A 20,357-nucleotide genomic window follows, 5' to 3' on the forward strand; every position below is an offset into this window, starting at 1 on the left:
CACCCCAAACCGGCCCGCCGCAGCCCCGGTCGCCCCGCCGCCGGCCAGCCCGGCCAGCGCGAACGCATCCTCGACGCGGCCACCGAGCTGTTTTCGCGCCAGGGCGTCGCCGGCACGCCGGTGAAGTCGATCGCCGCGCAGGCCGGCGTGACGCCGGCACTGGTCCACTACTACTTCAGCGACCGCGAGCTGATGCTCGACGCCGTGGCCGACGAGAAGCTGCAGCCGCTGGTGGCTGGCGTGTTCGCCGCCGATGCCGGCGAGGCGGACCCGATGGCGATGCTGATCGGCATCGCCGGCCGGCTGATCCGTACCGCCTCCGCTACGCCCTGGTTCCCCGGGCTCTGGATCCGCGAAGTCGCCAGCGGCGACGGCGCGCTGCGCGAACGCGTGCTGGACCGCTTTGCGCTGCAGCGCGCCGGCGCGCTGAGGGGGCCGCTGGCGGCCGCGATTGCCGGCGGCAAGCTCAATGCGCAACTGGAGCCGGCACTGGTGATGCCGTCGCTGATCGGCCTGACGCTGCTGCCGCTGGCGACCACGCATATCTGGCGGCGCCTGCCGGGTGCCGAGACCGTCGACACCGACACGCTGGTGCGCCACGTCTGCGCGCTGCTCACGCACGGGCTGTCGCCGGCAGCGCCGAAGGCCGGCAAGCGCAAGGAATCCCCGGAGTCAGCATGAACCACGCCAACCTCAAGCGCCTGCCGTCGCGGCTGGCTGCATCCTTCGCCGTCGCGCTGCCCGTAGCGCTACTTGTTGCCGGCTGCAACGACCAGCGCATCGATACCTGGCAGGGCTATGTCGAAGGGGAGTTCGTCAGCGTGGCCTCGCCCTTTGCCGGCCGCCTCGACACGCTGTCGGTGCAGCGCGGGCAGCAGGTGGCGCAAGGCACGCCGCTGTTCGCGCTGGAGTCCGACGACGAACGCGCCGCGCGGCAGCAGGCCGAGGACCAGCTCCGCGCCGCCGAAGCCCAGCTCGCCGACCTGAAGACCGGCAAACGGCCGGTCGAAGTAGAAGTGAGCCGCGCCCAGCTTGCGCAGGCGCAGGCCGCGGCGCAGCGCAGTGCCGCGGCGCTGCGGCGCGACGAGCGCCAGTTCGAGATCGGCGGCATCGCGCAGGCGCAGCTCGACGAATCGCGCGCGCAGGCCCGCAGCGATGCCGCGCGCGTGCGCGAGCTGCAGCGCGATATCGACGTGGCGCGCCTGCCCGGCCGCGACGCGCAGCAGGCGGCGCAGGCCGCGCAGGTGGCGGCCGCGCGCGCGGCGCTGGCGCAGGCGGAATGGAAGCTGTCGCGCAAGACCGTCGCCGCGACGCAGGCCGGACTGGTCTACGACACGCCCTACCGCCTCGGCGAATGGGTCCCGGCCGGCAGCCCGGTGGTGCGCATGCTGCCGCCGGGCAACGTCAAGGTGCGCTTCTACGTGCCCGAAACCGTGGTCGGCGCGCTGCGCAACGGGCAGGCGGTGCAGGTCCGCTGCGACGGCTGCGCCACGCCGGTGGGCGCGAACATCAGCTATGTCGCCAACGAGGCCGAATACACGCCGCCGGTGATCTACAGCAACGAGACCCGCCGCAAGCTGGTGTTCCTGGTGGAAGCGCGCCCCTCGGCCGCCGATGCGCCCAAGCTGCGTCCGGGGCAGCCCGTTGAAGTGGTGCGGCCATGAACTCCCCTGCTGACACCAACGGGCGCCCGGCCGAACTCGCCATCGACGTGCGCGGCCTGAACAAGCACTTCGGCGACAAGCACGTGGTCAACGACCTCAGCATGCAGGTCGCGCGCGGCGAGATCTTCGGCTTTCTCGGCCCCAACGGCAGCGGCAAGACCACCTCGATCCGGATGATGTGCGGGCTGCTGACGCCCGACTCCGGCGAAGGCACCTGCCTGGGCTACGACATCCGCACCGAGTCCGACGAGATCAAGCGCCGGGTCGGCTATATGACGCAGAAGTTCTCGTACTGGGACGACCTGTCGATCCGCGAGAACCTGGACTTTGTCGCGCGCATGTATGGCATGCCGAACCGGCGCGAGGCTGTCAACCGCGCGCTCGAAGACCTGGGCCTGGCCACGCGCTCGACGCAGCTTGCAGGAGCGCTGTCGGGCGGCTGGAAGCAGCGGCTGGCGCTGGCCGCATGCCTGCTGCATGAGCCAGAACTGCTGCTGCTCGACGAACCCACCGCGGGCGTCGACCCCAAGGCGCGGCGCGACTTCTGGGAGCAGTTGCACCAACTGGCTGCGCGCGGGATCTCGGTGCTGGTCAGCACGCACTACATGGACGAGGCCGAGCGCTGCCACAAGCTGGCCTATATCGCCTACGGCACGCTGCTGGCGCAGGGCACCGCCGATGAAGTGGTAGCCAGCCAGCAGCTGTCGACCTGGAGCGTGGAAGGCGACGACCTCGCCGCGCTGTCGGAGCAGTTGCAGGGCGCGCCGGGCGTGGAGCAGACCGTGGCCTTCGGCACCGCGCTGCATGTGACCGGGCGCGATGCGCAGGCGCTGGGCGATACGCTGTCGCGCCTCGCCGGCCCCGGGCGGCGCGTCGCGCAGACCCAGACTAGCCTGGAAGACGTCTTCATCCACATGATGCGCCGCGCCGAGGACAACGTGGGCACCGCCACGAAAAAGGCGAAGGAGCCGAAATGAAAGCCGCCTCCCGCCAACCCGCCACAAACACCCGCTTTTCGCTGCAGCGCTGGTGGAGCATCGTGCTGAAGGAATTCCTGCAGTTGCGCCGCGACCGCGTCACCTTCGGCATGATCATCGGACTGCCGGTCATGCAGCTACTGCTGTTCGGCTTTGCCATCAACACCGACCCGCGCCACCTGCCGACCGCCGTGATCGCCGCGGACCAGAGCGAATTCACGCGCTCGTTCATCGCCAGCATGGAGAACTCGACCTACTTCAGGCTGGTCGCCACGCTGCCCGACGAACAGGCCGGGCGCGAGGCGCTGATGAAGGGCAACGTGCAGTTCGTCGTCAGCATCCCGCCCGATTTCACGCGCCGGCTGCTGCGGGGCGAGCGACCGGCGCTGCTGGTGGAGGCCGATGCCACCGACCCTTCCGCCACCGGCCAGGCCATTGCCGCGCTGTCGCAATTACCCTACCGGGTGGCCAGCCAGGACCTGAAGGGAGCGCTGGCGCCGCTGGCGGGCGGCAAGCCGCCGTTCGACGTACAGGTGCAGCGGCTGTACAACCCGGAAGGCATCACGCAATACAACATCATCCCCGGCCTGATGGGTGTGATCCTGACGATGACGATGGTGATGATGACCGGGCTGGCGATGACGCGCGAACGCGAGCGCGGCACCATGGAGAACCTGCTGGCCACGCCGGTGCGGCCGCTCGAGGTGATGACCGGCAAGATCGTGCCCTACATCTTTATCGGGCTGATCCAGTCGACCATCGTGCTGCTGGCCGCGCGCTGGGTCTTCGGCGTGCCGTTCGTGGGCTCGGTGCTGGCGGTGTACCTGGCGGCGCTGCTGTTTATCGCGGCCAACCTGACGGTGGGCATCACGCTGTCGTCGCTGGCGCAGAACCAGTTGCAGGCGATGCAGCTCACCTTCTTCTACTTCCTGCCCAATATCCTGCTGTCGGGCTTTATGTTCCCGTTCGCCGGCATGCCCGGGTGGGCGCAGGGCATCGGCAACATCCTCCCGATGACGTATTTCCACCGCATGGTGCGCGGCATCCTGCTCAAGGGCAACGGCTGGGTCGAGCTGTGGCCCAACGCCTGGCCGATGCTGCTGTTCATCGTGGTGGTGATGGCGATCGCGGTGCGTTTCTACCGCCGCACGCTGGACTGAAGGAGTTCGCCATGCCTCGACTGACGCCTGCGTTCGTCGCCGCTGCGCTGTTGTGCGGCTGCGCTGCCGGGCCGGATTTCCATGCGCCAGCCGCCCCGGATGACGCCGGCTATGTGCCGGGCCCGCAGCCGGTGGCGACGGTTGCCGCGGATACCGCCGATGCGCCTGGCCAGGCGCATGCGCAGACACTGGCCGCCGGCGCCGATGTGCCGGCGCAGTGGTGGACGCTGTTCCGCAGCCCCGCGCTCGACGCCACCATACGCACCGCGCTTGACGCCAGCCCCACGCTGGCGCAGGCGCGCGCCCGGCTGCGCGAGGCACAGGAGAACCTGGCCGCGCGCACCGGCGCCACGCGCTGGCCCGCGGTCGACGCTCGCCTCAATACCACGCGCCAGCAGGTAGACCTGCAATCGATGGGCATTTCCGGCGTTCCCAACCCCGGCCCGTTCACGCTGTACGGCGCCAACGTGCAGGTGTCCTATGTGCTCGACCTGTTCGGCGGCCAGCGGCGCGAGCTGGAAGGACTGCGCGCGGCGGTGGACTACCAGCGCTACGAACTGGAAGCCGCGCGCCTGGCGCTGGCCGCCAACGTCGCCACCGCGGCGATCCGCCAAGCGGGATTGCGCGCACAGCTTGCCGACACCGTCGCCGTGGCCGAGGCCCAGCAGCGCCAGTTAGGCATCGCCGAGGAACGGCTGCGCGCCGGCGGCGTGGCGCGCGTCGACGTGCAACGCCAGCGCGCTGAACTCGCGCAGACGCAGGCACTGGTGCCATCGTTGCAGCGACAGATCGAAACCACGCGCCACCAGCTCGCGGTCTACACCGGCCAGACCCCGGCAGCGGCCACGCTGCCGGAATTCCGCCTCGACGACCTGCACCTGCCCGACACGCTGCCCGTCAGCCTGCCCGCCACGCTGGCGCGCCGCCGCCCGGATATCCGCGCGGCGCAAGCACTGCTGCATCAGGCCTCGGCCAACATCGGCGTGGCCACGGCCAACCTCTATCCCCGGATCACGCTGAGCGCCAGCGCGGGCACCCAGGCCACCGCCGCGCGCGACCTATTCAGCAGTCTCAATGTCTGGAGCCTTGCCGCGGGCCTGGTGCAGCCGGTGTTCCGCGGCGGTGAACTGCAGGCACGCAAGCGGGCGGCGGAGGCCGCTTACGAACAGTCGCTGGCCGCCTACCGCCAGGCCGTGTTGCAGGGCCTGCAGGACGTGGCCGATTCCCTGCGCGCGCTGGAAGCGGATGCCGCGGTGCTGCGCGAACGCGCCGACAGTGCGCGGCAGGCGCGGGATACGCTGGCGGTGGTGTCCGAGCAGTACCGCCTGGGCGGTGTCAGCCAGTTCGCGGTGCTCGACGCGGAACGGCAGGCGCGTCAGGCTTCGCTGGAACTGGCGCAGGCGCGCGCCGACCGGCTGGCGGATTCGGCGGCGCTGCTGCAGGCGTTGGGGGGTGGGTGGTGGGAGGGGGAAAACGCTCGTTCGCCTGCGCCCCGCGCCGAAGCCGAGGTCCCTGGCGATGGCTCCCCTCTCCCGCGCAGTGGGAAAGGGTTGGGGGTGAGGGCCGGAGCTTCAACGAAGTAGAGCGCGTCGGTATGCCAGCGCCGGCCCTCACCCCCTCTCCCGCAGGCGGGAGAGGGGAGCAAACCGCGGCATGCCGAGCGTGGCGCCCGCCGTCACTGCGACCCCTTACTTTTTGTCGGTCTGCGTGTACCAGTAAGTGCGCTTGCGCTTGCCGATCCCCGGCGGCGTAATCTTCTGCGCGCCGAGCGAGGAGGTATTGTCGCCCCCACCCGGCCCGGTCTGGTTGCCGCCGCCAATCAGTACCGCGACATTGCTGCTGTTGCCCTTGTCATCGGTCACCTCGACCACGCCGAACACCGGCGACGGCGGCAGGCCGCCGTTGTTGAACAGGACGTAGCGGTTATTGTTGAGCCCCTTGCCGGTCAGGAATGACACTGCGTAGCCCTTGGCGATGCCCAGGTCCGGATAGCACGCACCGGCTTTGGGTACGCTGGGCGTATTGGTGCCGAAATAGGTGTAGCCGGCCACCGTCAGCGGCGCGTTGACCACCTTCTCGCCGGTGCCCAGCGTCAGGTAGAAGCCTTTGCCGGTAGTCGTGTCGGCATACGCGGTGGACGTGGCGTCGAACAGGTCGGTCTCCGTCAGCGGCGTCCACGTGGCTGGCAAGCCGCCCGTGAGCGCGGTGTCCTTCAGCATGTAGAAGCGGTTTCTGACGTTGTAGGCAATGCCCGGCGTGGTGCTGGTGGTGTACAGCGGATGCTCGCGGTCGCCGCTGCCGATCATCACCGCGTCGTAGGGGCCGGTGGTGATGACGTCGGGCGGATACATGAACTTGCGCGCATCGTTGCTGGTCTGCGCGCCGCCCAACGACGCGAACTTGCCCAGCGTCCAGGCCGCTGAGCCGCTGCCGGCCGCGGTCTCGAAATCCAGCCGCCAGACATTGCCGCCCACGTCGCCGACATAGCCCTTGTCGATCAGCCCGTCGCCGTTGCGGTCCACCACCGCGACGTCCGACGGGATCGCGCGGTTCATGCCGGTGGGAACGGTGCAGACGGTCGCGGCAAGGCCGGTGCAATCGGCCAGCCAGGCGCGCACCACCGCGCCCGTCAGCGCGTCGAACACGATCACGCCCCGCCCCTGCCCCGTGCTGCCGCCGCCCTGCGAAGGCTCGGCGTCTTCTGCGCTGTCGTAGCCGGCGCCCATCACCACCAGCGGGCTGGGAGAGCCGTTGACGGTATAGCCCTTGACCCGAATCACGCGCGGCTGCGACCAGGTCTGGCCCAGTTCGGCGATCTGGCTGCTGTCGGACTTCCACAGGAATTTGGGCGTGACGGGATCGGTCACGTCCAGCGCATAGACCAGCCGCCCGCCGCGGCGCGCGCTCAGGTAGATCACCACGCGGGGGTTGGCCGGGTCGCGCAGGTCCTGGAACACCGTGGTGGTGCCGTCGAAGAAATAGTCGCGTGGCTTGGCGCCGGAGCCTGTGGGCGAGCCGCTGAGCTGCACTTCGGGCGTGTTGGCGTAGATGCGGCCGAGCTTGCCGTAGAACTCCGGCGGCACGAAGCCCCACAACTCGCCGCCGGGGCGCACGCCATTGATGCCGGTGCTCTGGTTGCCGTTGACCGCGTGGAACACGCCGTCATTGGCGCCGTAGAAGACCACCACGCCGGTGGTGCCGCCATAGTTGATCACCACCGGACGCGAATGCAGCACATCGCCATGCACCGAGCCGCGCACGGTGACACCGCCGCCCGGGCCCTTCTGCTGCTCCTTGCCGGCCACGGCGCTTTCCCCCAGCGCCTGCACGTCGCGGCCGCGCACCCAGTTGATCAGGTTGGCGACGTCCGTGGCGCTGCTGTTCAGTGCGGCCTGGCCATTGGTGCCGGTCAGCCAGCTGTTGGCGGTATCGAATGATGCCAGCGTGGGCGAAGCGGCACTGCAAGCCCCGGACGCACAGGTGTAGAGCTTGCGCGCAGCCTGGCTGGTCACGATCTGTGCGCGCAGCATCTCGCCGGCGCCGCCCTTCTCCACGATTTCACCGTCGCCGCCGATCACGCCTGCCACGCCGTCCGCCGAGTCCAGCGCTCCGGCCGCGCCAGACGGGCTGTTGACCCAGAAGCCCCTGGTCGGCCAGCCGGTGACCGCGTTGCCCGAAAAACTGCTGCCGCTGAACGCCAGAGGTGGCTCCGCGGTCCAGAAACTCTTGGCATTGGGCGAGATAAAGCCCGTGCCCGCATTGCTGATCGCGCTCTGCTGGTTGGGCCCGCTGGGGTTGGCGTCCAGCACGACGATCTGGCCCTTGATGTCGTAGCCCAGCTTGTACTGCTTCAGGTTGCCCATCCAGCGTGGCGCCGCGGTGGCGTCAGGGCGGAACATGCCGATATAGATCTGGTTCAGGTACGAGCCCTGCCCGTTCACGCTGACCGGCAGGCTGACCGACGAGAACACGTTGTTGACCGCCTGCATCTCGTTGAAGATCTGCAGCAGCGCATCGACCAGCGACTGCACGTCGCCCAGCTTTACCACGTAGCGCTTGCCGCCGGCGTTGTCGGCCATGCTGCGGGTCGACTCGACATAGTCAGGATTTTTGTCGTCGGTGACGGCGATGGTGTAGGTGATGATGTTCTGGTTGTTATCGAGGTTGCCGTTCACGTCCGTCTGGTACATGAACCGCGCCCATTCATCACCCCAGTTGCTCTCGTACTTGTTGGCGGCCGGATCAAGCTTGAGCTGCGTGAGTTGCGTCGAGTTGGCGCCAGCCGCCGCCAGCGCGTCCTGCGCCACGCTGCCGGTGTCCTGCGGCTTGCCGTTGTTGACCGCGTTGGCGATGTAGATGACGAAGTTCTTCTGGCACGGGTTGGTGATCGGGGACGTGTATTGGGTGCCCGACACGCCCTTCTTGCCGGCGAAGTAGGCCCACGCCTCCTGCATGCCGCCGCCCACCTGCGAGTTGTTCGAGTTGTCGGCTTGCCGGTCAATGCTCTTGATGTACTGCAGGAACGCGTTGCCGTTGGTGGCATCCATCGTCGGCAACGTGTAGGGCGCCGCCGACGGATAACGGAACTTTCCGCCAGGGTTGGTACCGGTGCCGAACATCATCAACCCCATGTTGATGTTGCCGACGAGCTGGGGGTTGGTTATCAGCGTGCTGACCGCGCGGTACAGCGCGCACTGGATCGCACCGACATCGCTGCCGGCATTGTTGGCACTAACCACATCGGGGATGTCGCAGCCCTTGATCGTGGTGCTGGCGTTCCAGGTGGACGCGTTGTCCAGCAGCAGCAGCACGTTGGGCTTGGTGCCGGAATTGGTCTGCAGCCCGGTGAACAGGTCGATGTCCTCGGCGCGCGCGCCGTGCATCCCGGCCACGGTCAGCAGGGTGATGGCGAATGCCGCAAGGCGTCGATACCGGCAGGCGTGGGTCGTCATGCTGGCTCCCGTCCAATCGATAATGAAGAGGTCGTGGCGTGTGGCACGTTCACGGACAGACGGAGCCGGTCGGCATGCGCACCGAAACGCCCTGGTGCACGGTGGCGACCGTGCCGGTATTCGCTGCGTCGTTGACGGTGGCGGCGACATCCCATTGCGTGGCATTGCACAAAGAATTGCCCGCGTTGTTGGTCGCGGTGACGATGCCGGTGTTCTGCACGCCGCTGCCGATCAGGCACGACACGTCGTCGGCATCGTTCAGGTCGAGCTCGACGTTCTTCATCGGCTTGCTCGCCAGGCAATCCGGCTGCGCCACCTGCGCCACGTAATCGGCCTTGCCGTCGCCACTGACGTCCACCGGCACCGGCACCGCCACCGCCGCCGGCGCCTTGGTGAAATCGTTGCTGATCACCTGCTCGACCGCCTGCTGCGCCACATCGCGCGCCTCGGCGGTGTGCTGCTGGTTGGCGGCCACCTTCACGTTGACCAGCCCGGAATTGACCATGGCCACGGCGATCAGCAAGAACAGGACCATGAACACCAGCGTCACCACCAGCGTGACCCCGGTCTGCCTGCGGCGCAGTTGCCTGCCTGATTGCTTCGTCATTGCTTGTTCTCTGCGGTATTGGCTCATTGCTCGCGCAGCCCCGCCACGTTGACCAGCCGTGCCACCTGCGCGTAGACGTGGCGCTTGAAGCCATCGTTGAACGGGCCGCTGGCGACAGCGCGGCCGAGGTCGTAGCTGCGGTTGTCGGACTGGCCGCCGGAGGGCTTCAGCGTGCGCGCCAGCACGCTTACGCGCACCGTGGTGACGTTGGCCCAGTTGGCGAGCGCATTGGTCCAGTCGTAGCCCGGCACGGTGGCGCAGGCCGCGGCGTTGTTAACACCGGGGTCATCCACGTAGCAATCGGCCGAGCCGTTGGTATCGAGATCAAGGCCGTACTGCACATGCATGTCCTGCACGCCCTGCGCGACCGAGCGCGACTGGAACGCGCCGCCGACCAGCTCGGCCATCTTCAGCGTGGGGATGCCGTCGCCGCCGTTGGTGCAGCGGTCGCAGCCGGCCAGGTAGAACACGCGCACCACGGCCTCGCGCAGTTCGGCCGGCAGCGCCGGATCGCACGCCTTGGTGCGCAGGCCGAAGGCGGCCGCGGCGCTGGCGTCGAAGACATAACTATTAATGTCCTGCGGGCACGCCGAGACCTGCAGGTAGGGCACGCCGGGCGCGGGCGCTGCCACTGCCGTGGTCGACACGCGCCGCACCACCAGCACTTCGGAGGTGGCCGCGAGGTCCGGCAGGCACGGTGCCGCGACGCCGGGCGCATACCCCGTCAGCGCCAGCGGCACTGTCAGACCCGCCGCAGAGAAGCCCAATGTCGCCGGGTCGGTTGCGCACAGTGCAGGCTGCGCGACGGTGGCGCCGCGCGCGATGCTGCCGGCGCCGAAGAATCCCGCCAGCTCCACCTCCCGCCGGATCTGCTCCAGCGCATAACGCCCGTTCTCCACCTGCTCGGCCGACTTGACGAACTCCGTACGCGACAGGCTGTTGGCATAGTACAAGCTGGCCAGCGCGGTCAGCAGCAGCAGGCCGATGGTGATGCCGATCATCAGCTCGATCAGCGAAACGCCGCGCTGGTGGCGCCGGCGCAGATGCACGGACAGGCGCAGGGGCTTCATGACACGATCCCCAGTGTGCCGATGCGGATCTGCGTGCTGACCGCGCGTCGGTAGGCATCGTTGCCGTACTGGTCCTTGCCGCAGCCGAGCGCCGGTGCGCCGGTGGTGGCCAGGCCCTGCCAGGCGACGGTGATGCGGTAGACCTGGTTGACGGCATCGACGGTCTCGATGCAGCCGCGCGCGCCGATCATGGCGCCCACGGCCTGCGCCGGATCGACGGAGCTGGCACCTGGGCGCATCTCGGCACTGCCCAGCAGCGCTGTGTTCCACGCCGCCAGATCGCCGTTGGCCGTGGCCTGCTGCGCGGGGGTCCCCTGCGTGCAGGCCGCCGGGGCCGCGGCCGCGGTGCCCAGCTGCATGCCATTGACACCGTTGGCGTAGCAGCCGGCTACCTGTCGGTTCGCATTGATGCGCGCGGCCATGTCCTGCAACAGCGCCAGCGCCTGCACGCGCTGGTAGGACTCCATCTCGGTCTGGCCGGAACGCGTCACCAGCCCGGCGGTGCCGAGCAGCGCGACCAGCAGGATCACCACCGCCACCAGCACTTCGATCAGCAGGAAACCGCGCTGATGGTGTTGTCGTGGCGTGCGCCGCAAACGCGATCTGATGCGTCTCATGTGCAGGCTCCCGTGGCAGAGGCGACGCGGCCGGTCTCGCTGACCTGCACGCAGACACGCGAGCTGGCCGAGGTATCCCCGCTGGGCGCGAACTCGAAAGTCATGGCCGCGCCGGTCAGCCGGCCGTCGTTGCCGAGCGCCAGTCCACCGGCGGCGCTGGGTGTGATTGTGAGGCCGCTGTAGGGCCCGAAGGTACGGATCGTCTCGGCGCCGGCGGTGACGGCCCAGCCGGCGGTCCAGGCGGCGCCGGTTGCGCCCAGGCTGACGGTAGCGTTGCGCTTGACCGCCTCGCTGCGCGCCAGCACCAGCGCTGACGCCAGGTCCAGCGACGCGCCGCGCACGCGCTGGCCCGCCACCAGCGAGGAGAACGACGGCGCCGCCGCGACCGCGAGGATCGCCAGCACCGACAGCGCGCACAGCAACTCGACCAGCGTGAAGCCGCGCGGGCTCGCAGGGCGGGGCGTAAGCATAGAACCGGGGCGCCGCATGGTCAGTTCCAGCAGGTGGTACTGGCGCCGGACGCGGTCTTGGCTCCGGCGCTGGTCAGCGTCAGCGTGCCGCAATCGGTGTCCGCCACCTGGCTGCCCCGTGGCGTCGCCACGATGCTGTAGCCGGGCGGCGGCGCGGCGTTGGGTGTAACGGTGACGTCGTAGCGCGTAGCGAGTCCCGCGGGCACCGTCATGCCAAGTGCGCCGAGGTTGGCGGCGTAGGCGCGGTTGTCGACCAGGTAGCGCTCCTGGGCGCTCGAGACCTCAAGCATGAAGGACTCGATCGCGGCCCGGTTCGAGCGCACGACATGGCGGCTGTAGTTGGGGATGGCGATGGCGGCCAGGATGGCGATGATCACCACGGTGATCATGACCTCGATCAGCGTGAAGCCGCGCGCGGGCCTGCCGCGGCATGGCTTGCCGCCGGCACCCTTGGCCCGGTCGGTACGGAACCCGATCCGGCTTGCGCCCCCAGACGCAGTTTGATGCTTGACCCGAAACGGCAGGTTGACTATCCCGCCGTGTCGCACCGCCGGGCTTCTATGTCCCATGCTCGCGCTCCAAAACCATTATGTTCCGGACACCATAGCTCCGGAGGTTATGGCGCGCAGTGTATGTCACGGCTTTCAAACGGGTGAAGAAATTTCTGAAGCTGCAGCGGTGTCGTTGCGGCAATCCGACAACCATGTCCTTCCATGTATCGTCGGGGGTACAGCTTTGCTACATAGCGGACGATAACCGGGCGATAACCGGCTACCGACCGGCCAGCGCACCCCGGCGCAGCTGTGCAACAATCGTTACAAGACCGAATCCGGAGTGCCCATGCCGTCCGACCACATCAAGCCGCAACCGGCGCCGCCGCCAGAGCCGCCGCGGGACCTGGACGCGCTCCTCGCGCTGCTGCGCGGCAGCTTCCCCACGCTCAGCACGCAGTTCCAGAGCGGCGCGCGCTACCTGCTCGACCATCCGCAGGACGTGCCGGTGCTGTCGATGCGCAAGATCGCTGCCAGTGCCGGCGTGCAGCCGGCCACGCTGGTGCGGCTGTCGCAGCATCTGGGCTTCGAGGGCTGGCAGGGGCTGCGCGAGCTGTTCGTCGATGCGCTGCGCGGCGGCACCCAGCCGTATGCGCGCCGAGCGCGCAAGGTGGTGCGCGAAAGCAGCGCCAGCCGCATGCTGGGCGAGATGCTGGACGCCCAGCACCACAACCTCGACATGATCGCCGCCAACAACGACAAGACGCTGCAGCAGGCCGCTGAACTGCTGTCGCATGCGGCATGCGTGCATGTGGCGGGCTTTCGCTCGTGCTTCCCGATTGCGTTCACGTTCCACTACGTCTACCGGCTGTTCCGCAGCGCGGTGCATCTGATCCGCGCCGATGCCGGCACGCTGGAGATGGAGCTGCGCGGCCTGGCGCCCAGGGACGCGGTGGTGGTGGTCAGCTTCGCGCCCTACTCGCACGAGAGCATCCGCGTGGCCGCGGCAGCGCGCGAATGCGGCTGCAAGGTGATCGCGCTGACCGACAGCACCGTGGCGCCGATCGCGCTGTCGGCCGACTGCACGCTGCTGTTCTCGGTCGAAAGCCCGTCGTTCTTCCCGTCGATCACGGCCGGCATCGCCGTGGTCGAGGCGCTGGTCGAACAGTTGCTGGCGCGCAAGGGCAAGAGCGCGATCCGGGCGCTGGAGCAGACCGAGGGCGAACTGCACCGCACCGGCGCCTATGTGCCGGCCAGCCGGAACTGAGCCCGTGCGGCGCGCTTGCTCGAATGCCTCGTCTTCGGACTGGTGGAATCAGGCCGCGGACGGCCGTGCGCTGCCGCCCGCGCATACGGCTCAGGACTTACGGCTTAGTTGAGGCACTTCTCCCGGTACGCCTGCTGCAGCGTCCTGCGCGGCCGGTTGCGCTCGATCTGCGGCACGGGCCGGCCCTGCGCATTTTCGATGCCCTGCGCCGACTCGCGGTATTGGCGCCTGGGTGCGACGGCGACCTGGTCGGCCAGTTCGCGGCACTCTTCCGACTGGATGCTGGCCGCGGTCGCGTCCGGGTCGGGACGGTAGGGCGTGGTGCCTTGCTGCACCGCTTCGCTGATTGCGGCGGCGGCACCCCGCCCTTGCGGATTCTGCGCGTGGGCGCTGCCGGCGACGGCCAGGGCGGCGATGGCGGCAACGCGGATCAGGGTTCGCTGGCGGCTCGGCATGATGGCTCCTCTCGTCGGTGACGCGATGGTCGATGCACTGTTGCCAGCTTAGTCCCTTGCGGCCGCTCTGGCACGGCCGGCATCCGTGGCCGTTCCGGCACTTGGGGCGCCGGCTACGGCGCGGCGCTCGTCCTCCTCTTCGAGCTGCCAGTCGCGGCGCATCATCACGTAAGTGAACGAGGCCGACCATCCGATCAGGATCAGTCCGACCAACGGCTCGATACTGGCGATCAGCCGCGTGGCGCCCACCGGATAGATATCGCCCAGGCTTTGCGTGGTGAAGGTCTCCAGCGCAAAGTAGGCATAGACCAGCGGTGCCGGCTGGGCCTGGATGCCAGCGGCGCCAGGCATGATGGTGCCGGCCATGCCGCCCAGGCCCAGCATCTGGTCGGCAAACCAGAAGCCGAACGCGAATACCATCGCTTCCACGCAGTGGACCAGGATGATGCAGACGATCAGCACGCCGATATTCACGCGCCCGCTCCAGCGCCGGGGATGCATGGCCGACAGCAGCCGCAGGGCCTCGTAGTGGATGGCGACCACGGCCACGGTCAGCACGGCGGCGCACAGCAGGGCCAGGGAATAGTGTTCGGCGGAGGTTTCCATGCGCGAGGAGTCGGCGGTCGGGGCGGTGGGGTCGGCGTGGCCGGGTGGGCGGCGACTCGGCGCACCGCCCAAAAAATAACGCCCTCCAAAATAACACCGGAGGGCGTACGGGAAAACCAGATCAGGCGCATGACTTGTTACTGCTCGTTGCGGCTTCGTAGCGGCGCGCTGGCTCGTCGCAGCTCCTTGTTATACGGCCTGACCTGGCTGAGGGTCGTGTTGTCGGACCAGAGCCTGAGCTGGTCTTCTGCTGACCCGGATACGTGCCCGACAAGTCCAATTTACGTCCTGCGGGGCGTCCTGCAAATCGTGCATATGCACGGGTTGTTTCAGTAAGGAAGCGCGCCCATGCGTGGGGGGCAGCCCGGCGTCTCGCCGATTGCGGCGCTGTCCGCGCTTGCCGCGTGCCGGCGATGCACTATGCTGGAATTCCCAACTGTTCCGGCGGAGGCCAACGTGCGCAAATCCATATCGATCCTCGCGGCACTGCTGCTGTGCGGCGCCTCCGGCGTGGCGCTCGCCCACAATTGCCCCAATGAGATGAAGGCCATCGACGCGAAGCTGTCGTCGGGCAAGCCGGCGCTGTCGCCGGAGGACTCGGCCAAGGTCAACAAGCTGCGCGCCGACGGCGAGGCTTTCCACAAGGCCGGCAAGCACGACGAAGCGATGAAATCGTTGCTTGAAGCCAAGAAGATCCTGGGCATCTGATCCCGGTTGCCCATAAAAAGAGCCGCCACGCAGCAATGCGTGGCGGCTTTGTCTTGCTGCCCGCCTGACTGCTCACTTCGGGGCGGGCGCACCGGCCGGTCAGGAACCCGAACCGACCTGCTGGATCACCCCATTGGGGGCCACCAGGTAATACTCGGCGCCAATGCCGACCCAGCGCGTGCCCTTGCGCGGCGCGGGCAGGTTGTATTGCTTGTAGTCGTCGATCACATACTGGCGATCCCTGAACTCGGTCGGGAGCCTGTCGCCCTTTTTCCATTGCTGCACCTGCATATAGGGCGAGCTTTGCGCCGCGGGCGTGGCAGTCATGGGATCCGCCGCCCGGGTGGTGCCTCGTGTCCCTGGCGTGGCCCTTGTGCCTGGGGTTGCCGTGGTGCCCGTGGCCCCTGTCCTGGGGCCTGCAGTGCCGGGAGTACCCGGGGTTCCCGGGGTGCCTGGCGTGGCCGTGGTGTCGGGAGTACCGGGAGTTCCCGGCGTGCCCGGCATAGTTGGCGTACCTGGCGCACCCATGGTGCTTGTGGTGTCTGTCGTTCCTGTGGCGCCCGTGGTGCCCGTGGTGCCCGTGGTGCCCGTGGTGCCCGTGGTGCCCGTGGTGCCCGTGGTGCCGGTGGTGCCTCCTGTGGTGCCGGTCGTGCCGGCGCCGCCCTGCAGTTGCGCCAGGGCCAGCGGCGCGGCCAATACGCTCGCAGCCAGCAACAGTGCCGGCATCGCTTTCTTGGTATTCATCGTGATCTCCTTGCGTACGGGAAAACCGAACTGCCGGAGCATCCGGTCAGCACCTAAAGGTTAGTAGCAAATGCGACGGGCCGCGCCGGGGATGATAGAGAGGCCCTGCCCAGCCACGGCGAACCATTGCAAACGCGAATTACTCTCATTTAGAATGCGAAATTTCCTACGCATTCATGCCCGTCCGCCGTCTTGCCGTTCCCGCCACCGCAGGTTGCCTGTTTTGCGCTTCGCTGGCGCCCGCTTACGCCGAAGTCGCCAAAAGCACTGAAATCGCCGCCACCTCATCGGATCGCGTCGCGACGCTGCCGCCAGTGACCGTCAGCGCCACGGACGATTCCCGCCACGACACCGGCTTTGCCACGCGCCGCCCGGCCAGCGTCACCAAGTCCGGCGCGCCGGCGGCAGAATCGGCGCAGTCGGTCACCGTGGTCACGCGCGACCTGATGGACAGCCAGCAGGCACAGAGCCTGAATGACGCGCTCGCCAACTCCGCCGGCGTGGTCACCAACGTCTTTGGCCGGCGCGGCTGGGACGACTTCATCATCCGCGGCCAGCGCGCCGCCGATTCGGTGTTTGTCGACGGGCTGCTGGTGGAGGCCAATAACCGGATCGCGCAGGAGCTGTTCGGCGCCGAGCGCGTCGAGGTGCTGAAGGGGCCGGCGTCGATCCTGTATGGCGGCGTGCAACCGGGCGGCGTGGTCAATATCGTCAGCAAGCGGCCGCGGCCCGAGCTGTTCGGCGAGCTCGGGCTGACCGTGGGCAGCCATGGCCTGCGCCAGGTCACCGCGGACGTGGGCACGCCGCTGTCGGAAAACGGCAAGGCCGCGGTGCGCATCAACGCGCTGGCGACCAACAGCGACGATCCCACCGACTACGTCTGGTTCCGCAACCGCTGGATCGCGCCGTCGCTGTCGCTCGACCTGGGCGCGCGCACCGACTTCACCATCCTGGCCAGCCACAACGAACGCCAGTACGTGCGCCAGCAAGGCTTGCCCGTCAACGGCACCATCAATGCCAACCGCAACGGCACGCTGCCGGCCAGCCGCTTTATCGGCGAACCCGGCGCGCAACCCTACGACGGCACGCAGGACCGCATCGGCTACGCGCTCACGCACCGCTTCGATTCCGGCTGGACGCTGAACCAGAACCTGCGCTGGCAAACGCTGTCGCTGACCGGCACGCTGGTCTCGGCCGGCACCATGGCGGCCAACAGCCAGACGCTGAACCGCAGCGGCACGCAGCAGGACTTTTCCGGCAACACCTTCGGCGTCGATACCAACCTGCAGCGCCGTTTCACCTTCGCCGGCATGCAGCACGATGTCATGCTCGGCGTGGATTACCGCCGCAGCAGCGAAGACCGGCTGCAGCGCACCTGCCGCGTGGCCGCGCTCAACGTCTACAACCCGGTTTATGGCGCCAGCATCAACTGCCCGTCGGCGTACAACCTCGACCAGACCGACACCTTTGGCACGCTCGGCTTCTACGCGCGCGACCAGGTGCGCATCGGCGAGCGCTGGCTGCTGAGCGCCGGCCTGCGCCACGATACCGCCCGCACCAGCACCACCGACCGGCTGCAGTCCAGGCGCACCGACGACACTTCGCATGCCGTCACCGGCAGCGCCGGGCTGATGTTCGACCTCACCAGCTGGGCCCGCCCCTACGTCAGCTACGCCACCTCGTTCCTGCCCAACCTCGGCACCGACGTCACCGGCGCCACCTTCAAGCCTGAAACCGGCCGCCAGCTCGAGCTCGGCATCAAGTTCGACATGCCAGGCAAGACCGGCCTGCTGACGCTGGCCGCCTTCGACCTGACCCGCCGCAACGTGCTCAGCTCGGACCCGATCAACACCGGCTACAGCATCGCCGTGGGCGAACAGCGCTCGCGCGGCTTTGAGGCGGAGCTGACGCAGGACCTGGGCGGCGGCTGGAGCATTGCCGGCGCCTACGCGTATATCGCCAGCGAAGTGACCGAGGACTCGGTATCGGGCAACGTCGGCAAGGCACTCAACAACGTGCCGCGGCACAGCGTCTCGCTGTGGGGCACCAAGCGCTTCCGCGGGGCGCTGGCGGGTTGGTACGCCGGCGCCGGCGTGCGCGCCGAGAGCCGCAAGCAGGGCTACAGCTTCAACTACAGCGTGCCGGGGTATGCGGTGGCTGACGTGGCGGTGGGCTATGCCGCCGCGCACTGGCGCGCGGCGCTCAATATCAAGAACGTGTTCGACAAGGCGTACTACGCGGGCGGGCTCAGCAACAACGTGGTGGCCGTGGGGAATCCGCGTACGGCGATGCTGAACGTGGTGTTGAGCTACTGAGCGCGCGGTAGCAAGCCTTCGTTCCCCAGCGCGCCGCCGCCAGCACAAGCGGCCGCGCTCCGCAGCTGCCATCAGGTCGAGCCGGTGCCCGGCTCTGGCCTGATGAGCTCATTTGGCTGGAAAGGTCAGGATAAAACAGGTCTTGCCTGCCGAAGACTCGGCCGCTATCTTGCCGCCGTGCGCGGCCATGATCGCCTGCGTGATAGACAGGCCCAGGCCGACGCTCTCGGACTCCACTCGGGTCCTTGACTTGTCGGTGCGAAAGAAACGGTCAAAGATGGACGGCAGCAGCGCCGGACTGATCGTCTCGCCCTCGTTTTCCACGATGATGATGGCGTTGCCAGACTCCTCTCTGGCCGCGACCAGAATCCCCTTGCCTGTTGGCGTGTAGCGCAATGCGTTCGATAGCAGATTGCTGAGTGCGCGGCGCAACATCAGCCGGTCGCCGACGATTCGCGCCTGGCCCTGAAGGCGCAAATGCACGCCCTTATCTTCGGCAAGCGCGTCATAGAATTCGAACAGCGCGCGGACCTCGTCGGCAACATCAATGGCCTCTTCGCTGGGCAACGTGATGCCGTGCTCCATTTTTGCCAGATAGAGCATGTCGGAAATCATCCTGCCAAGGCGCTGCAGCTCTTCGGCATTGGACGCGAGTACGTCGCGGTATTTTGCGGCGTCGCGGGGCTGGGACAGTACAACGTGCGTCTGCGTCATCAAGTTCGTAATCGGCGTACGTAGCTCATGCGCGAGATCGGAGGAAAACTCAGAGAGTCGACGAAAATCATCCTGCAGGCGCTCGAGCATGGCGTTCAGCGTTACGGCGAGGTCCGCCATTTCAACCGGCACGGCATCGACGGGCATGCGGGCATCCAGCCGGTGCGCATTGACGCCGCTGGCGCGCGCGGCCATCATCCGCAACGGCGCCAGTCCACGCCGGGCTGCCCACCATCCGAACAGGCCGCTCGCGATCGCGGCCAGCGCGATATAGAACGCAAGGGACCGGCGAAAGGCGTGCATGAAATGGGCATGGATCTCCGTGTCCATGCCGACCATGATGGTCAATGGGCCGCCTTTCCCCTCCGCAACACTGGCCAGTGCGCGCATCCCGCGGTACTCCTGGCCTTTCTGCTCCCAGATAAAGGAGTTTTCGCCTGGCCCCAGCCGGGCGAGCGCCTCCAACGCCGTACCGAAATCAAAGCCGGCGGTCGCATACACGAGCTGGCCCTGAGCGGTCTGTACATGCGCCACAAATCCCGGATGGTGCTCCACCATTTCTCTCAATCGGATCGAAAGGCCTTCAACCGGTTGTTCCCCGGCAAGCTTCTGGATCAGGCCAATGTTGTCGCCCAGAACCACATAGTCCTCGTCGGCAAAATGGTGGTCCATCGCCAGCCAGATCAATAGCCCGAGACCCAGCAGCACGACTGCGGATGACAGTGAGAACAGGATCGTCAACCGCAGTGTCAGCGACAGACGCTGCTTCATTCCTCGCCCTCTGGCATTTCCAGTACGTATCCCATGCCGCGGACAGTCTGGATGAGCTTGGGCTCGAAATCGTCATCGATCTTCGCCCGCAGGCGGCGAATGGCGACATCGATGACGTTGCTGTCGCTGTCGAAATTCATGTCCCAGACCTGCGAGGCAATCAACGACCGCGGCAGGACCTCGCCGCGGCGGCGGGCCAGCAGTTCGAGCAACGCAAATTCCTTGCTCGTCAGGGAAATCCGGCGACCGGCGCGGGAAGCCCGCCGGCGCGCCAGGTCGAGCACCAGGTCTGCGACCTGGATGCGGTCCATTGCCAGTTGTACGGTACCGCGACGCAACAAGGTTCGTACCCGGGCCAGCAACTCTGAGAATGCAAAGGGCTTGACCAGATAATCATCGGCGCCCAGTTCAAGGCCCTTGACCCGGTCCGCCACGCTGTCGCGTGCAGTCAGGAACAAAACCGGGACGGCGTTTTCAGCGGCCCGGATGGTCTGCAGGATGCGCCAGCCGTCGACATCCGGCAGCATCACGTCAAGGATGATGAGGTCGTAGGACTCATTCATTGCCAGGTGCTGGCCGTCGATCCCGTTGGTAGCCAGATCGACGACGAAGCCCGCCTCGCTCAAGCCCTGGCGAAGGTACTCGCCGGTCTTCGATTCGTCCTCTACCACCAGCAGTTTCATTGCGAGCCTCCCGATATTTGCACTGCGAGCAAGCGTGCCAGCCGTGCTCTTCCTGCGGCTAGTCTAACCAGACGCCGCGTAAGTGA

The 20,357-nt window shown here is 67.5% G+C and carries 18 protein-coding genes and 1 pseudogene; 8 read left to right on the forward strand and 11 right to left on the reverse strand.

Annotation, left to right across the window (positions count from 1 at the left end; all coding sequences use genetic code 11):
• The 5 genes from AB1I47_RS21360 to AB1I47_RS21380 form a co-directional block, all read left to right on the forward strand.
• On the forward strand, positions 1–681 hold a 681-nt coding region (locus AB1I47_RS21360; protein ID WP_354685720.1), incomplete at its 5' end, for a TetR/AcrR family transcriptional regulator.
• A complete protein-coding gene (locus tag AB1I47_RS21365) occupies positions 678–1,664 on the forward strand; it encodes an HlyD family secretion protein (protein WP_354685721.1) in 987 nt (328 codons plus the stop codon). The genes AB1I47_RS21360 and AB1I47_RS21365, both read left to right, overlap by 4 nt.
• Positions 1,661–2,641: an ABC transporter ATP-binding protein gene (locus AB1I47_RS21370; RefSeq protein ID WP_354685722.1), complete on the forward strand. Its 981-nt coding sequence runs from the start codon at positions 1,661–1,663 to the stop codon at positions 2,639–2,641. Before AB1I47_RS21365 ends, AB1I47_RS21370 begins: the two co-directional genes overlap by 4 nt.
• On the forward strand, positions 2,638–3,801 hold the full coding sequence (locus AB1I47_RS21375) for an ABC transporter permease (RefSeq protein ID WP_354685723.1): 1,164 nt from the start codon (positions 2,638–2,640) through the stop codon (positions 3,799–3,801). Before AB1I47_RS21370 ends, AB1I47_RS21375 begins: the two co-directional genes overlap by 4 nt.
• A gap of 11 nt (positions 3,802–3,812) precedes the next feature.
• Positions 3,813–5,384: an efflux transporter outer membrane subunit gene (locus AB1I47_RS21380; protein WP_354685724.1), complete on the forward strand. Its 1,572-nt coding sequence runs from the start codon at positions 3,813–3,815 to the stop codon at positions 5,382–5,384.
• Positions 5,385–5,489: 105 nt separating this feature from the next.
• Here AB1I47_RS21380 and AB1I47_RS21385 read toward each other — a convergent pair whose 3' ends face one another.
• Genes AB1I47_RS21385 through AB1I47_RS21410 form a run of 6 tightly spaced genes read right to left on the reverse strand, consistent with a single transcriptional unit; the run spans position 5,490 to position 12,086 of the window.
• Positions 5,490–8,753: a pilus assembly protein gene (locus AB1I47_RS21385; RefSeq protein ID WP_354685725.1), complete on the reverse strand. Its 3,264-nt coding sequence runs from the start codon at positions 8,751–8,753 to the stop codon at positions 5,490–5,492.
• A 49-nt stretch (positions 8,754–8,802) separates the two neighbouring features.
• A complete protein-coding gene (locus AB1I47_RS21390; RefSeq protein ID WP_354685726.1) occupies positions 8,803–9,360 on the reverse strand; it encodes a pilus assembly PilX family protein in 558 nt (185 codons plus the stop codon).
• 23 nt (positions 9,361–9,383) lie between these two features.
• Complete coding sequence (locus AB1I47_RS21395; protein ID WP_354685727.1) at positions 9,384–10,430, reverse strand: PilW family protein; 1,047 nt, start codon at positions 10,428–10,430, stop codon at positions 9,384–9,386.
• The gene (gene pilV, locus AB1I47_RS21400) at positions 10,427–11,047 is read right to left on the reverse strand and encodes a type IV pilus modification protein PilV (protein WP_354685728.1); all 621 of its coding nucleotides are present in this window, start codon (positions 11,045–11,047) and stop codon (positions 10,427–10,429) included. Before pilV ends, AB1I47_RS21395 begins: the two co-directional genes overlap by 4 nt.
• A complete protein-coding gene (locus AB1I47_RS21405; protein WP_407935878.1) occupies positions 11,044–11,517 on the reverse strand; it encodes a GspH/FimT family pseudopilin in 474 nt (157 codons plus the stop codon). Before AB1I47_RS21405 ends, pilV begins: the two co-directional genes overlap by 4 nt.
• A 20-nt stretch (positions 11,518–11,537) precedes the next feature.
• A complete protein-coding gene (locus AB1I47_RS21410) occupies positions 11,538–12,086 on the reverse strand; it encodes a type IV pilin protein (RefSeq protein ID WP_354685730.1) in 549 nt (182 codons plus the stop codon).
• Positions 12,087–12,357: 271 nt separating this feature from the next.
• On the opposite strand from AB1I47_RS21410, the gene AB1I47_RS21415 reads away from it, so the two are divergent.
• The gene (locus tag AB1I47_RS21415) at positions 12,358–13,275 is read left to right on the forward strand and encodes a MurR/RpiR family transcriptional regulator (RefSeq protein WP_354685731.1); all 918 of its coding nucleotides are present in this window, start codon (positions 12,358–12,360) and stop codon (positions 13,273–13,275) included.
• A gap of 104 nt (positions 13,276–13,379) precedes the next feature.
• On the opposite strand, the gene AB1I47_RS21420 is transcribed toward AB1I47_RS21415, so the two are convergent.
• Positions 13,380–13,730, reverse strand: a complete 351-nt coding sequence (locus AB1I47_RS21420; protein ID WP_354685732.1) for a hypothetical protein — start codon at positions 13,728–13,730, stop codon at positions 13,380–13,382.
• Between the two features lie 48 nt (positions 13,731–13,778).
• The gene (locus tag AB1I47_RS21425; protein ID WP_354685733.1) at positions 13,779–14,336 is read right to left on the reverse strand and encodes a two pore domain potassium channel family protein; all 558 of its coding nucleotides are present in this window, start codon (positions 14,334–14,336) and stop codon (positions 13,779–13,781) included.
• Positions 14,337–14,792: 456 nt separating this feature from the next.
• Here AB1I47_RS21425 and AB1I47_RS21430 point away from each other — a divergent pair, with 456 nt between their 5' ends.
• The gene (locus AB1I47_RS21430) at positions 14,793–15,044 is read left to right on the forward strand and encodes a hypothetical protein (protein WP_354685734.1); all 252 of its coding nucleotides are present in this window, start codon (positions 14,793–14,795) and stop codon (positions 15,042–15,044) included.
• A gap of 99 nt (positions 15,045–15,143) precedes the next feature.
• Here the strand turns inward: AB1I47_RS21430 and AB1I47_RS21435 are convergent.
• Positions 15,144–15,380: pseudogene (locus AB1I47_RS21435) on the reverse strand (RcnB family protein); the annotation flags it as partial.
• A gap of 584 nt (positions 15,381–15,964) precedes the next feature.
• Between AB1I47_RS21435 and AB1I47_RS21440 the strand changes: the two are divergent.
• Positions 15,965–18,103, forward strand: coding sequence for a TonB-dependent siderophore receptor (locus tag AB1I47_RS21440; RefSeq protein WP_354685735.1), 2,139 nt, complete (start codon positions 15,965–15,967; stop codon positions 18,101–18,103).
• A 108-nt stretch (positions 18,104–18,211) separates the two neighbouring features.
• Here AB1I47_RS21440 and AB1I47_RS21445 read toward each other — a convergent pair whose 3' ends face one another.
• Positions 18,212–19,588 (reverse strand): heavy metal sensor histidine kinase, encoded by a 1,377-nt coding sequence (locus AB1I47_RS21445; RefSeq protein ID WP_354685736.1) that lies wholly within the window; start codon positions 19,586–19,588, stop codon positions 18,212–18,214.
• Entirely contained in the window at positions 19,585–20,271 is a 687-nt protein-coding gene (locus AB1I47_RS21450; RefSeq protein ID WP_354685737.1) for a heavy metal response regulator transcription factor, read from the reverse strand. Before AB1I47_RS21450 ends, AB1I47_RS21445 begins: the two co-directional genes overlap by 4 nt.
• Positions 20,272–20,357: the final 86 nt, after the last annotated feature.

This window comes from Cupriavidus necator, from assembly GCF_040578825.1.
In the GTDB taxonomy this organism is placed as follows: Bacteria; Pseudomonadota; Gammaproteobacteria; order Burkholderiales; family Burkholderiaceae; genus Cupriavidus; species Cupriavidus necator_E.

Bases quoted from the DNA above. Each gene is read 5' to 3' on its own strand.
- AB1I47_RS21365 (WP_354685721.1), top strand. From the start codon at position 678: ATGAACCACGCCAACCTCAAGCGCCTGCCGTCGCGGCTGGCTGCATCC.
- AB1I47_RS21370 (WP_354685722.1), top strand. From the start codon at position 1,661: ATGAACTCCCCTGCTGACACCAACGGGCGCCCGGCCGAACTCGCCATC.
- AB1I47_RS21375 (WP_354685723.1), top strand. From the start codon at position 2,638: ATGAAAGCCGCCTCCCGCCAACCCGCCACAAACACCCGCTTTTCGCTG.
- AB1I47_RS21380 (WP_354685724.1), top strand. From the start codon at position 3,813: ATGCCTCGACTGACGCCTGCGTTCGTCGCCGCTGCGCTGTTGTGCGGC.
- AB1I47_RS21385 (WP_354685725.1), bottom strand. From the start codon at position 8,753: ATGACGACCCACGCCTGCCGGTATCGACGCCTTGCGGCATTCGCCATC.
- AB1I47_RS21390 (WP_354685726.1), bottom strand. From the start codon at position 9,360: ATGACGAAGCAATCAGGCAGGCAACTGCGCCGCAGGCAGACCGGGGTC.
- AB1I47_RS21395 (WP_354685727.1), bottom strand. From the start codon at position 10,430: ATGAAGCCCCTGCGCCTGTCCGTGCATCTGCGCCGGCGCCACCAGCGC.
- pilV (WP_354685728.1), bottom strand. From the start codon at position 11,047: ATGAGACGCATCAGATCGCGTTTGCGGCGCACGCCACGACAACACCAT.
- AB1I47_RS21405 (WP_407935878.1), bottom strand. From the start codon at position 11,517: ATGCTTACGCCCCGCCCTGCGAGCCCGCGCGGCTTCACGCTGGTCGAG.
- AB1I47_RS21410 (WP_354685730.1), bottom strand. From the start codon at position 12,086: ATGGGACATAGAAGCCCGGCGGTGCGACACGGCGGGATAGTCAACCTG.
- AB1I47_RS21415 (WP_354685731.1), top strand. From the start codon at position 12,358: ATGCCGTCCGACCACATCAAGCCGCAACCGGCGCCGCCGCCAGAGCCG.
- AB1I47_RS21420 (WP_354685732.1), bottom strand. From the start codon at position 13,730: ATGCCGAGCCGCCAGCGAACCCTGATCCGCGTTGCCGCCATCGCCGCC.
- AB1I47_RS21425 (WP_354685733.1), bottom strand. From the start codon at position 14,336: ATGGAAACCTCCGCCGAACACTATTCCCTGGCCCTGCTGTGCGCCGCC.
- AB1I47_RS21440 (WP_354685735.1), top strand. From the start codon at position 15,965: ATGCCCGTCCGCCGTCTTGCCGTTCCCGCCACCGCAGGTTGCCTGTTT.
- AB1I47_RS21445 (WP_354685736.1), bottom strand. From the start codon at position 19,588: ATGAAGCAGCGTCTGTCGCTGACACTGCGGTTGACGATCCTGTTCTCA.
- AB1I47_RS21450 (WP_354685737.1), bottom strand. From the start codon at position 20,271: ATGAAACTGCTGGTGGTAGAGGACGAATCGAAGACCGGCGAGTACCTT.